This window comes from Pseudomonas sp. P5_B2, assembly GCF_056400445.1.
Genome location: NZ_JBFULH010000027.1, coordinates 13,997 through 26,204, shown reverse-complemented (window position 1 = coordinate 26,204; position 12,208 = coordinate 13,997). Strand labels below are relative to the sequence as shown.

The 12,208-nt window shown below is 60.0% G+C and carries 13 protein-coding genes and 1 pseudogene; 7 read left to right on the top strand and 7 right to left on the bottom strand.

Annotated features, from left to right (window positions below; genetic code table 11):
* Positions 1 to 17 precede the first annotated feature (17 nt).
* On the top strand, positions 18 to 2,447 hold the full coding sequence (locus AC1DRJ_RS05440) for an efflux RND transporter permease subunit (RefSeq protein ID WP_477801190.1): 2,430 nt from the start codon (positions 18 to 20) through the stop codon (positions 2,445 to 2,447).
* A gap of 47 nt (positions 2,448 to 2,494) precedes the next feature.
* Here the strand turns inward: AC1DRJ_RS05440 and AC1DRJ_RS05435 are convergent, their stop codons facing one another.
* The 3 genes from AC1DRJ_RS05435 to AC1DRJ_RS05425 all read right to left on the bottom strand — a co-directional run bounded on the left by AC1DRJ_RS05435 (position 2,495) and on the right by AC1DRJ_RS05425 (position 4,026).
* Positions 2,495 to 2,770, bottom strand: a complete 276-nt coding sequence (locus AC1DRJ_RS05435) for a DUF3303 domain-containing protein (RefSeq protein WP_477801189.1) — start codon at positions 2,768 to 2,770, stop codon at positions 2,495 to 2,497.
* 235 nt (positions 2,771 to 3,005) lie between these two features.
* Positions 3,006 to 3,407 carry a hypothetical protein gene (locus AC1DRJ_RS05430; protein WP_477801188.1) on the bottom strand — a complete coding sequence of 134 codons (402 nt, stop codon included), beginning with the start codon at positions 3,405 to 3,407 and terminating at the stop codon, positions 3,006 to 3,008.
* 49 nt (positions 3,408 to 3,456) lie between these two features.
* Entirely contained in the window at positions 3,457 to 4,026 is a 570-nt protein-coding gene (locus AC1DRJ_RS05425) for an RrF2 family transcriptional regulator (protein ID WP_477801187.1), read from the bottom strand.
* 246 nt (positions 4,027 to 4,272) lie between these two features.
* Here AC1DRJ_RS05425 and AC1DRJ_RS05420 point away from each other — a divergent pair, with 246 nt between their 5' ends.
* A complete protein-coding gene (locus AC1DRJ_RS05420; protein ID WP_477801186.1) occupies positions 4,273 to 5,475 on the top strand; it encodes an NAD(P)/FAD-dependent oxidoreductase in 1,203 nt (400 codons plus the stop codon).
* An 82-nt stretch (positions 5,476 to 5,557) separates the two neighbouring features.
* Here the strand turns inward: AC1DRJ_RS05420 and AC1DRJ_RS05415 are convergent, their stop codons facing one another.
* The gene (locus AC1DRJ_RS05415; protein ID WP_477801185.1) at positions 5,558 to 5,989 is read right to left on the bottom strand and encodes a nuclear transport factor 2 family protein; all 432 of its coding nucleotides are present in this window, start codon (positions 5,987 to 5,989) and stop codon (positions 5,558 to 5,560) included.
* 171 nt (positions 5,990 to 6,160) lie between these two features.
* On the opposite strand from AC1DRJ_RS05415, the gene AC1DRJ_RS05410 reads away from it, so the two are divergent.
* Positions 6,161 to 7,372, top strand: a complete 1,212-nt coding sequence (locus AC1DRJ_RS05410; protein ID WP_477801184.1) for a helix-turn-helix domain-containing protein — start codon at positions 6,161 to 6,163, stop codon at positions 7,370 to 7,372.
* 36 nt (positions 7,373 to 7,408) lie between these two features.
* Entirely contained in the window at positions 7,409 to 8,047 is a 639-nt protein-coding gene (locus tag AC1DRJ_RS05405) for a Vgb family protein (protein ID WP_477801183.1), read from the top strand.
* On the opposite strand, the gene AC1DRJ_RS05400 is transcribed toward AC1DRJ_RS05405, so the two are convergent.
* Entirely contained in the window at positions 8,044 to 8,313 is a 270-nt protein-coding gene (locus AC1DRJ_RS05400) for a hypothetical protein (protein ID WP_477801182.1), read from the bottom strand. The two genes, AC1DRJ_RS05405 and AC1DRJ_RS05400, sit on opposite strands and share 4 nt — an antisense overlap.
* A 382-nt stretch (positions 8,314 to 8,695) precedes the next feature.
* Between AC1DRJ_RS05400 and AC1DRJ_RS05395 the strand changes: the two genes are divergently transcribed.
* Complete coding sequence (locus AC1DRJ_RS05395; RefSeq protein ID WP_477801181.1) at positions 8,696 to 9,784, top strand: hypothetical protein; 1,089 nt, start codon at positions 8,696 to 8,698, stop codon at positions 9,782 to 9,784.
* Positions 9,785 to 9,786: 2 nt separating this feature from the next.
* Positions 9,787 to 10,140, top strand: a complete 354-nt coding sequence (locus tag AC1DRJ_RS05390) for a DUF1428 domain-containing protein (protein WP_477801180.1) — start codon at positions 9,787 to 9,789, stop codon at positions 10,138 to 10,140.
* A gap of 14 nt (positions 10,141 to 10,154) precedes the next feature.
* On the opposite strand, the gene AC1DRJ_RS05385 is transcribed toward AC1DRJ_RS05390, so the two are convergent.
* Positions 10,155 to 10,349 (bottom strand): hypothetical protein, encoded by a 195-nt coding sequence (locus AC1DRJ_RS05385; protein ID WP_477801179.1) that lies wholly within the window; start codon positions 10,347 to 10,349, stop codon positions 10,155 to 10,157.
* A 61-nt stretch (positions 10,350 to 10,410) separates the two neighbouring features.
* On the opposite strand from AC1DRJ_RS05385, the pseudogene thpR reads away from it, so the two are divergent.
* A pseudogene (gene thpR, locus AC1DRJ_RS05380) lies at positions 10,411 to 10,902 on the top strand (RNA 2',3'-cyclic phosphodiesterase); the annotation flags it as partial.
* A 98-nt stretch (positions 10,903 to 11,000) separates the two neighbouring features.
* On the opposite strand, the gene AC1DRJ_RS05375 reads toward thpR, so the two are convergent.
* The gene (locus tag AC1DRJ_RS05375; RefSeq protein ID WP_477801178.1) at positions 11,001 to 12,098 is read right to left on the bottom strand and encodes a polyamine ABC transporter substrate-binding protein; all 1,098 of its coding nucleotides are present in this window, start codon (positions 12,096 to 12,098) and stop codon (positions 11,001 to 11,003) included.
* Positions 12,099 to 12,208: the final 110 nt, after the last annotated feature.

Sequence of the window (12,208 nt, the reverse complement as noted above, 5' to 3'; positions counted from 1 at the left end):
ACACAGAGAACACCAAGATGGGTCATCACGAACTCGAAACAATGCCGGTCATTCGCGAGCTCAAGGGCTTCGACGCACGCTCCGGTAACGCCCTGGAACGATTGATTTTCAACAACCGCGTGTGGGTGGTAGTGGCCTGCCTGCTGGTGACGATTGCACTGAGCTTCTTCGCCACCACCCGGCTGACGCTCAATGCCAGCTTCGAAAAAATGCTGCCGCAGAGCCAACCCTTCATCCAGAACTACCTGGAAAACCGTCAGGCCCTGCGCGGCCTGGGCAACGCTGTGCGGGTGGTGGTGGAGAGCAGTAACGGCGACATTTTCGATCCGCACTACCTCGACGCCTTGAAAGAGATCAACGACGAACTGTTCGTTACGCCGGGCGTTGACCGGGCCTGGATGAAATCGCTGTGGACCCCGGCCGTGCGCTGGACCGAAGTTACCGAGCAAGGTTTCCAGGGTGGCCCGGTGATGCCCGACTCCTACGACGGCTCGGAGCAAACGGTTCAGCAACTGCGGCAGAACATTGCCCGCTCGGGCATTGTCGGCAGCCTGATCGGTAACAACTTCAAGTCGAGCATGATCTTCGTGCCGCTGCTGGAGAAAGACCCGGTCACCGGGCAAGCCATCGACTACCACCAGTTCTCGAAAACCCTCGAAGAGAAACTGCGCGACAAATACGAATTCGAAGGCAGCGCCCGCGTGACGGGCGAAGAGGGCAAAGGCCCGATCAAGATCCGGGTGATTGGCTTTGCCAAACTGGTCGGCGACCTGATCGACGGCCTGATGCAAGTGATGCTGTATTTCGGCGCCGCCGCGGTGATTGCCACGGCGATCATTTTCTACTTCACCCGTTGCGTACGCAGCACGGCGCTGGTGATTCTCTGTTCAGTCATCGCGGTGGTCTGGCAGCTTGGGTTGGTCGCACTGTTGGGTTTCTCGCTGGATCCGTTCTCGATTCTGGTGCCGTTCCTGGTGTTTGCCATTGGCGTGTCCCACGGCGCACAGAAGATGAACGGGATCATGCAGGACGTCGGGCGCGGCACCCATCAACTGGTCGCTGCGCGCTATACCTTCCGCCGTTTGTTCCTCGCCGGCCTGACCGCGTTGCTGGCTGACGCGGTCGGCTTTGCGGTGTTGATGCTGATCGATATTCCGGTGATTCAAGACCTGGCGATCACTGCCAGCATCGGTGTCGCGGTGTTGATTTTCACCAACCTGGTGCTGCTGCCGGTACTGCTGTCGTACTGGGGCGTGAGCCGCAAGGCCGCCGAGCGCAGTTTGCGCGCCGAGAACAAGGAGCTTCGCGGCAAAGGCATCGGTGCGCTGTGGAGTTTCCTCGACAAGTTCACCGAACGCCGCTGGGCCACCATCGCAGTGAGCGTGGCGGGTGTGTTGGCGGTGGGCGGGATTGCCGTCAGCCATCACCTGAAGATCGGTGACCTCGACCCCGGTGCCCCGGAGCTGCGTTCGGACTCGCGTTACAACCGCGACAACGCCTACATCACCGCCAACTATTCGCTGTCCAGCGACCAGTTCGCAATCATGCTCAAGACGCCGGCCGAAGGCTGCCTGAAATACCAATCGCTGGTGGAGGCCGATCGCCTTGCCTGGCTGTTGCAGCAAGTGCCAGGTGTGCAAACCACGGTGTCGCTGACCAATGCCGTGCGGCAAATCACGGCGGGTTCCTATGAAGGCAACCCGAAAATGCTGACCATCGCGCGCAATCAGGACGTGTTGAACTACGGAGCCCAGCAGGCCTCGGTCAGCAGCCCGGACCTGTTCAACAACGATTGCTCGATGATGCCCATCGTGGCCTACCTGTCGGACCACAAGGCCGAAACCCTCGACCGTGTGGTGCAAGTGGCCGAAGCCTTCGCCCGCGAACACAGCAACGACGAACGCCAGTTCATGCTCGCCGCCGGCAGCGCCGGGATTGAAGCGGCGACCAACATCGTCGTGCGTGACGCCAACCGCACCATGCTGCTGTACGTGTATGGCGCGGTGATTGTGCTGTGCTTCATCACCTTCCGCAGCTGGCGTGCGGTGGTGGTGGCGGTGGTGCCGTTGATGCTGACTTCAATCCTCTGTGAAGCCTTGATGGTCTGGCTCGGCATGGGCGTCAAAGTCGCCACGCTGCCGGTGATTGCGCTGGGCGTGGGGATCGGCGTGGATTACGCGTTGTACCTGCTGAGCGTGCAACTGGCGCAGCAACGTGCCGGGTTGTCGCTGACAGAGGCCTATCGCAATGCCGTGGCGTTCACCGGGAAAGTGGTGGCGTTGGTCGGGATTACCCTGGCTGCCGGTGTGATCACCTGGGCCTGGTCGCCGATCAAGTTCCAAGCGGACATGGGCATTTTGCTGACGTTCATGTTCATCTGGAACATGGTCGGGGCGTTGGTACTGATCCCGGCGCTGTCGCATTTTTTGTTGCGCAAAGTGAAATAGGCCAACACCAGGAAAGGGGCAGTGAACCACCGCCCCGATGCCTGCTACTAACCGGTAGTGGCTGCCAACAGCGGCGCCACCTGCTCATCGGTCAATGCCGCATGGACGTCCATTTTCATGATGTCGCTCCACTCCAGCACCCATTGCTGGATGGGCACCAGATCACTCGCCTCTAGCACACCCATACCGCTCGAACTGCCTACGGCATGCCAGCGTCCGAGCATCTTGACGCCGTTGGGTGGAACACCTCCGGTCCTAAGRAAACGCTCGATCGCCTTGTTACGGTTTTCCGGGTTAATCGACCAACTGACAACGAATAACATAGGCCACCTCCTGATACGGATTGGCACCTGTTTGTCTTCGCGCACCTGGCTGGCGCCGGAACCACGGTTACGCTGAACCCCCTTTGTCCCCAGTGAAGGCATAGCAGCGCCCGGCCGTGCGTGTACGACCGCTGATCCTCTTTAATGGTCTTTTCAAGGATTGAACAACGTCACGCCCGGCACCTGTTTCACTCGCGAAACATGGGTGAACTTGTAGTTTTCATTGATGCTGACCTTACGCATCCCGCAACAGGTCATTGGCGTTAAGGATGTCGTAGGCAATTTCCGGGCGATTTTCCAGGCTGCGGCGAATGGCGGCCGGGATCGATTGGCGGGTTTTGCGGCACAGCCCCGGTTGCTCGCCGAGGGTGATGCCGATGCCGCGCATGGTCCGCACTTCGTTGAAGCTGGGGACGATCTCGACGCGGATGCCCAATTGCTCATACATCCGCTGTTGCAGGCGTTCGAGGTCGGCCAGGCTCTGAAGGCTTTCCAGTCGGTCGAGCAGGCGCTTTTCTTCTTGGCGGGTCAGAAACAGGATACGCACGTCCGCCCCCGGTGTTTCCAGCAGCGGGTCACGCCCGCAGGTGCAGGCGCCGGGCGGGCAGGGTGAGCGGATCGGAGCGGAGGTGGTCATGGGGTTCAATCATAGAGCGCTCTAATCCGGTTTGCCCATAACTGAATCGTCAGTCTGAGATTTCCTTCGTCGGGATGATCTGCTCGTCCTCAATCGGCGCACTACTGGCGGTTTTCTTTTCCCGCCGGTCATTCATCCAGGTGTTCAACTGGACACCGAATTCGGCCGGGGCTTTGCGCCCGACTCGTCTGGCCAAATCGAGAATGGTTTGCTGGGCGAGCGCGTCTTCCATGCGTTTTTGCGCAGTCATCATGACGGCGTGCACCGAGCAAGGACCGTCGAGGGCCCACGCCGGTGGGGCGCCGTCGAACACGGCGCAGCGCCCGCGAATTTCGCGGCAATCAAAGATCAGCTTCTGGCCATCAATGGCCTTGACGATGTCCAGTACGCTGATTTCGTCCGCCGGCCGCGCCAGTTTGAACCCGCCGCGTACGCCTTCGGTGGCGATCACCAGTTTTGCCTTGGCCAGCCGGGTGAAGATTTTGGCCAGGTAATCCAGCGGCACGCCTTGCAACTCGGCCAGGTCGCGCACGCTCGCCTCACGGCTATCGCCGGAATCGCCCACCAAAAAAATCAGGCAATGAATGCCGTATTCAACGCCTGCGCTGTAAAGAGACATCTGGATCTCCGACTGAATGAGTCGCCAATATTAACAGTCGATGGGTTGGGGGGCAATGATCCGCTGGCGAGGCTAGCTGCCCGGTGTTCCCTATTGATTAAAGCTGTTACGGGATTCTCGAGGTATCAATGTTGACGATAGTAACCATTGCCAAATGGATGTTGCACCTTGTAACTCGGATCACTATAGTCGCCGATGTCTGCTCGGCAACGAGTTCTGTCTTGGGTCATCCTCGGAGTTAAAACCATGAAACAGCACATTCTGGTCATCGGCGCAGGTTTCGGCGGTATGTGGACGGCGTTGAGTGCAACGCGCCTGTTCGATCTGCATGATCACAACGGCGTAGAGGTCACGGTATTGGCGCCTCAGGCCGAGCTGCGCGTGCGTCCGCGCTTCTATGAGCCGAACGCGCATCAACTGGCGGCACCGATCGGCGAGCTGTTCGATGCCGTGGGTGTGATGTTCATCAAGGGCGCCGCAGACACCATCGACGTGGAGCAAAAAAGTGTCGGCTACATCGATGCTTCAGGCACCCGGCAGACGTGCAGCTACGACAAACTCGTTCTGGCGACCGGCAGTCGCCTGGCCCTGCCGAACACCCCGGGCGTGGTCGAACATGCCTTTGATGTGGACCAGATCGAACAAGCCGTGCGTCTGGAAAACCACCTCAAATCCCTGGCCAGCCTGCCAGTCAGCAAAACCCGCAACACCGTGGTGGTGGCGGGCGGTGGTTTCACCGGGATTGAAACGGCGACTGAAATGCCGGCGCGTCTGCGGGCTATCCTCGGTGAGGATGCCGACATTGACGTGATCATCGTCGACCGTGGTGAGAAGGTCGGGGCTTCGATGGGCGCCGAGATCAGCCAGTCGATTGCCGAAGCGAGCACGGAGCTTGGGGTGAAATGGCAATTGAAGTCGTCAGTGGTGGCCGTCGACGAAAACGGCGTGACCTTGGCTGACGGTCAGCGCATCGATGCCAAAACCGTGATCTGGACCACCGGTGTACGGGCCAGTTCGCTGACGGAGCAGATCCCTGCCGAGCGTGATGGTCAGGGCCGTCTGCACGTGGACAGTCATCTGAAAGTCATTGGCCAGGACGACATCTATGCCACGGGCGATGTGGCTTACGCGGCCTGCGATGACATTGGCAACTACGCAATGATGACCTGCCAACACGCCATCTCGCTTGGGCGTCACGCCGGTAACAACGTGGCGGCGCATATTCTGGGCGTGGACCCGACGCCTTACAGCCAACCCAAGTACGTGACATGTCTGGATCTGGGCGCTTGGGGCGCGGTTTATACCGAAGGTTGGGATCGTCAGGTCAAACTGGTCAAGCAGGAAGGCAAAGAGCTGAAAACCCAGATCAATACCGTCTGGATCTACCCGCCGGCAGCCGACCGTGCCAGCGCGTTGGCCGCAGCAGATCCGATGATCCCGGTGGCATAACACGGCTGTCTTGATGCAGTTGCGTGGATAAAAAAATCCCGCTCAAGTGACCTTGGGCGGGATCTTTTTTGTATATGGAAAGCTAGATGCGGAAAGCCTGGCGGCCAACCAGCAGCCATTTGTCACCCTTCTTTTGCCAAATCTGGAAGTTCTCGATTTCGGTCGGGACCACTTCGGTGCCCTTGAGCGCTAGTGCCGAAAAATGGTTGCGGACCAGCGCTGTGTCACCAGAGATGTTGATGGTCTGGTTCTGCATTTCCAGGGTTTTGAAAGCGCTTTTGCCGGTTTCGATATCAGCAATGAAGTCGGTCTTGTCCTGAACCTTGCCGCTGGAATGCCCGTAGGTCAGGTTCTCGGCGGTCAGTGCTTTAAGCTCGGGAATGTTTTTGTGCAGCATGGCTTGGGTCAGATGGTCGACGGCGCTGGCGACTTCTTTCTCGCCCGGCGCCGGGGCGGCCGCGACGTAGCCACTGAAAAGGCATAGAAAACCGACCAGCAGTTTGACGTTCTTCATAGGTGTTTCCTTGTTGTTATGGGGACTGGGTGACTCGTCGGTCATCGTACAACCTAAAAAGAGTTTAGAGAATACCCGGCATCACCCACCGAACCAGGCCAAGCCTTTGGCGTGAGATAGACTAACCAGCGGACATCAAACGTTGGGAGTGACTATTGTGGCGCGACGCAAATGGATTCGCTGATCACCGCCGCCGCCCGAGCGCTGGCAGCGGGGGACCCCCTCGGGGCGTTGGACCGGGTTGCGTTGCGCGACGATGCGCCGGCGCTGGCACTGCGCGGCATCGCCATGGCGCAGCTCGGTGATCTGGAGCGCGCGAAGGCGCTGGTCAAACGGGCGGGGCGGGCATTTGGTCCGAAAGAGCCCATGGCCCGGGCGCGCTGTGTGGTGGCCGAAGCGGAAATTGCCCTGGCGGCTCGTGATTTGAACTGGCCGGAAAAAACCCTCGATACGGCGCGGGCAACGCTCGAAGCGCACGGGGATTGGGTGAATGCGGCGCACGCGGGGTATCTGGAGATCCGGAGGCTGTTGCTGATCGGCCATCTCGAACAGGTCGAAGAAAAGCTCGTCCGGCTCGATCCGGCGCCTTTGCCGCCGGCCCTGCGCGCGGCGCATGAACTGGTGGTGGCCGGCATCGCTATGCGCCGGCTGGAAATCAAAAAGGCCCGCGCTGCACTGGAGCGGGCCGAACGCTTTGCAGGCGAGGCGGGTATCCCGGCGCTGAGCGCTGAAGTCGAAAACGTCGCTCACATCATGAACGCCCCCGCAGCCCGCCTCATCTGCCATGGCGAATCGCGGCCGCTGAGGCTGGATGAGGTGGAAACACTGCTCACATCAACCTCGCTGGTGGTCGACGCCTGTCGTTACGTGGTTCGCGGCGCTGGCATGTCGGTGTCCCTGGCCAAGCGCCCAGTGTTGTTTACCCTCGCGCGGGCATTGGCCGAAGCCTGGCCGGGCGATGTCCCCCGGGAAACACTGATCGCCTATGCTTTTCGTTTGAAGCTCAGTGACGAATCTCATCGCGCGCGGTTGCGCGTCGAGGTCGGACGGCTGCGGGCGGCGCTTCGACCGCTGGCGGGGGTCACCGCAACGAAGCGCGGCTTTGCCCTGGTGTCACCGGACGTCGTGGTGCTGGCGCGACCGGTCGAGGAGCAACACGCAGCGCTGCTGGCGTTTTTGGCGGACGGTGAATCGTGGTCGAGCTCAGCGCTGGCGATGGCGCTGGGCACCAGTCAGCGCAGCGTCCAACGGGCCCTTGATGCGCTGGCGGTCGCCGGTAAAGTGCAGGCGTTTGGCCGTGGCCGCGCCCGTCGCTGGATGACGCCACCGTTGCCGGGATTCGCGACGACTTTGTTACTCACGGCGTTGTTGCCAGGTGATTAGGATCCACTCCACACACCCAGTGAAGAGGATGCAACCATGAAACGTTCAACTGCTGAAATCATCCGTGAATACGGCCCGTTTCCCGGCGTCGACAGCGTGCATGGCGTCTCGTTTGACGGCCGGCACGTCTGGTTCGCCTCCGGAGAAAAACTCAACGCCCTCGATCCGGAAAGTGGACAGCCAACGGGTTCAATCAACGTCGCCGCAGACGCGGGAACAGCCTTTGACGGCCAGCATTTGTTCCAGATTGCCGGCGAACACATCCATAAAATCGACCCGCAAACCGGTCGTGTGGTCTCCAGCATCCCGGCGCCCGGCGGGGGCACTGATTCGGGGCTGACCTGGGCGGAAGGTACGCTGTGGGTCGGTCAGTACCGGGCGCGCAAAATCCATCAGATCGACCCCGGCACCGGGGCCATTCTGCGCACCATCGAGTCCAACCGTTTTGTCACCGGGGTGACCTGGGTGGACGGCGATCTTTGGCATGGCACGTGGGAGGAAGATCAGAGTGAGTTGCGGCGAATTGACCCGATCACCGGCAAAGTCCTGGAGGCCGTCGAAATGCCGCCAGGGGTAGGGGTTTCAGGTCTTGAGTCGGACGGCGCCGAGCGGTTTTACTGTGGCGGTGGCAATAGCGGCAAGGTGCGGGCTGTTCGTCGGCCCGTATCGTCCTAGAACGTAAACTGGCGCGAAGAGCGGGGTGCGCTCTGGGCCAGTTCGATCTCCAGCAGGTGTTCAGCCAGCACGTCATTGAGAAAGCGGAACTGATCGTTTAGACCGACCACTTCGTTGCTGAAGTGGTTGGCTGCTGCCGGCATCAGCAATGCCTCGAAATTTTCGTCGAACACCAGTGACAATTCTTTGCGCGAGACGGATTCCTGCGCGTAGTAGTTGCTGCCGAATACCGGGAACCTCACGGCCAGGCTGACGGAGTGGATCATGACGGTTGCTCCTCGGTCTGGCCGATATCAAGGATGAAACGGGAGAAAAGCGTCAACGTCACGGCGGTCAGGGCCAGGCAGGTCAGGAGATGGATCAACATGATGTGGCCCTCCGAGGCGGGCGTTGCATTGTGATGGGGTGATCGTGCGCCAGCGGGGTTTATTGCGGAAGGCATTCGTCGCGATGGTGAATATCAACATGAATGATGGTGTTCTTCAGGGCCTCTTCGCGAGCAAGCCCGCTCCGAGCGGGCTTGCTCGCGAAGGCGGCTTGAAATGCACCACGAGCCCCAAGCGAACAAAAACCGCCACCTATACTCAAACCAATAGGCCTTTGAGTTTCGGGCATTCTGCCCGAGGGCGACTGTAGGAAACCGCGATCTTGAACCTGCGTTCGCTGATCGTCGCCGTGTTGGTGGTGTTGGCGGGATGCGCCACGCCTGAGCGTGCCCCTGAGGTGGCGGCGGTTGTGGTGGTCGTGTCCGATAGCACCTGGCGACAGGTGGATCGCGAAATCATCGCCGCGTCGCAATCAGCCACCGAGCAGACGCGCATCTACTCGCGCGGGGCCATGGATTACTGGCGCACTCGGGTCTACCAACTCACGGAAGAGAACTTCATCCCCTGGTTCAGCAGTTACTGGACACAGGAATGGCTGTCAGTGAAAGTCAGCTGGTACACCCTCAACGCCAAGGGCGAGCAGGATGCCTCGACCAAGCGTCTGGCGGGCTACTTGCTCGAACAATACCAGCAACGGGTGTTGGCGCCGGTCGCGGTCGAAATTGATCCCGACACGATTCTCGGCAATTCCACGGCGTTCTACGTGGACATACTTCAGGAAGAGCTGCAGAAAACCTCCAAGCGCCACGGCATCCCGATGGCGCAGCTCAATGGCCGCATCCAGAAAATCCCCGCCATCGCCCTCGGGCCACCGCCCGCGCGCAATGCCTCGTTTTACCAGGTCGTCCGTACGGACCCGCTGAACTCACTGCCGGCTTACGTGGCGCTGATCGACAAGATCCACAAGGCGGGCGGCGACAAGGGGATCGGTTCGACGGACACCGCGATGGCGCCCGTGGCCAAGCGCGCCAGTCAGCGCATGGAAGCTGAAATGGCCCCGCGCGGGGCCGCCAGCGCCGTGGCCGCCGCCGCCGGGAAACTGGCCGGGGGCTTGATCACCGTGGGAGTGGCCGGGATCCGCGCACTCATTCAAGCCGCCGACCGACCCGACAGCGAGGCGCTGATTCGCAGCAGCCTGGGCAATACGTTCGACAAGGCCTGGCTGAAGCTGGTGCAAAATCCGACGACCGGCGTGATGGCAGGGACGCTGTACATGGCGGGGCAGATCGAGGGCAATCTGGCGGGGAGCGCCGAACCGCCGCCGGTCGATTCGGCCAGCGGGTCTGTCGAATGGAGCCCGACGGAATCGACTAACCATCAGCTCGACCCTCAACCCCCAGCTGGAGAATGATCATGTCTTATGTCGATGGCTGTGTGATTGCCGTACCGACCGCCAACCGCGAGCAATTCAAGAAGCACGCCGAAATCACCAGCGCGATTTTCAAAGAGAACGGCGCCTTGAGCATTGTTGAATGCTGGGGCGACGATGTGCCGGACGGCAAAGTGACCTCGTTTCCGATGGCGGTGAAACTCAAGGAAGACGAAACCGTGGTGTTTTCCTGGATCGTCTGGCCGGACAAGGCCACCCGCAATGCCGGCATGCAGAAAATGATGGCCGACCCGCGCATGCAACCGGACGTCAATTCAATGCCGTTCGATGGTCAGCGGATGATCTTCGGCGGCTTCAACATCATCTATCAGACCTGATACAAACCGCTGGATCACTCCGCTGTCGGGGTGGTCCGGCAACTCTTGCGATGACGGATCTCGTTGTCAGTCGGCCGCTCCCTGACGAACTCGAAACGTGGCTCACCTTCGCTATAGTGAACCAGCCAGCCCCATTCCAGCTCGGACTCATCCTGCCCAGGTTTCGGTGGCATCGCCCACCATGGCTCTTTGCTGATGATCTGCCGCATGGCCCCCTCCCGTTGTTTTCGGTTGGTTCAACTATAACGTGCATGTCAGGAGGTGCCAGGCGTGAGCGACGAATCCCATGAACCGCTCAAACGGCTGTTTTTTGCCCTGAACTGCCCGCCCGAGCAACGCAAGGCGATTGCCCAATGGCGCAGCGCGCTTGAACTGCGCAGCGGGCGCCCGGTACCGGTGGAAAACTTTCATCTGACGTTGAAATTTTTGGGCGCGGTGGGTGTGGCGCAGATCGCCGATATTTGTACGGCTGCCGCAAAGGTTCAGGTGCCTGGGGTACCGTTGAAGTTGGCGCTTGATCGGCTGGATGTCTGGCGCCGGGCAGGGGTGTTGGTGCTTGCGCCGGAGCAGGCGCCGCCGGCGTTATTGCGGCTGGTGTATGCACTGGAACAGGCGATGTTGCCGTTTGGGTTTGAGGATGCGCCGAAGGAGTTTCGGCCACATTTGACCTTGATGCGTGACTATCGGCTGCCGGTGCCTGAGTCCGCAACGCCGCCGGAGTTTTTCCTGCGGGCTGATTGCTTTGTGTTGTTTGAATCGCACAACGAAGGGGCCGTCACATTCAGCATTGATGGTGACTGGCCTACCGCTTTCGCAAGCAAGCCCGCTCCCACACTTGATCGGTGGTGTTCATGTATTTTTTATTTCCCGAGCTTGACCCGCGTCCAGCCCCGGGTCATCACTCGCTGAATCCCGATCGGCATATCCGGAATCGCATACAACGTCGCCATCACGTCCTGCGGCGGATACGATCCCGGGTCATCGCGAATCGCTTCATCCACCAACGGTGTCGCCGCCGCGTTGGCGTTGCTGTAGCCGATGTTGTTGGTGATCTCGGCGATGATGTCCGGGCGCATCAGGAAGTTCATGAACAGGTAGGCGTTCTCGACGTTCGCCGCGTCCCGGGGAATGGCGACCATGTCGTAGAAACTGCCGGCGCCTTCTTTCGGGATGCTGTAGTCGATCTGCACCGAGTTACCCGATTCCTGGGCGCGGGCTTTGGCTTGCAGCACGTCGCCTGAATAACCGACCGCCACGCAGATGTTGCCGTTGGCCAGGTCGGAGATGTACTTCGACGAATGGAAGTACGCCACAGATGGGCGAATCTTCATGAACAGTGCTTCAGCTTCGGCGATCTGGCCTTTGTCCTGCGAGTTCACCGGGTAACCCAGGTAGTGCAGGGCGGCCGGGAGCATTTCGGTGGGCGAGTCGAGGAAACTGATGCCACAGGCTTTGAGTTTTTCGGCGTTTTCCGGTTTGAACAGCAAGTCCCAGGAATTGGTTCGTGCGTTCGCGCCGAGCACTTCCTTGACCTTGGCCGGATTGAAACCGATGCCGATCGAGCCCCACATGTAGGGGAAGGCGTGAGCGTTATCCGGATCGCTGGCCGAGGCGTTTTTCAGCAGCACCGGGTTGAGGTTTTTCCAGTTCGGCAGCTTCGATTTGTCCAGCGTCTGATAAACGCCAGCCTTGATCTGCTTGGCCAGAAAACTGTTGGACGGCACGACGATGTCGTATCCGGATTTGCCCGCGAGCAGGCGTGCCTCAAGGGTTTCATTGCTGTCGAACACATCGTAGGTCACGCGTATGCCGGTCTCGTCTTCGAACTTCTTGACGGTGTCCGGGGCGATGTAATCCGACCAGTTGTAGACGCGCAGTACCTTGTCATTGGCCTGGGCGCCGGTAGCCATCGCGCCCAATAAGGACAGTGTCAGCAGAGTCCTGCCAAACATTTTCATCGGTACAACTCCATTCTTTTTTATTCAAATACGCAAAACAAAACAGTAAACACAAAACCTGTGGCGAGGGGGCTTGCTGTGGCGAGGGGGCTTGCCCCCGTTGGGTCGCG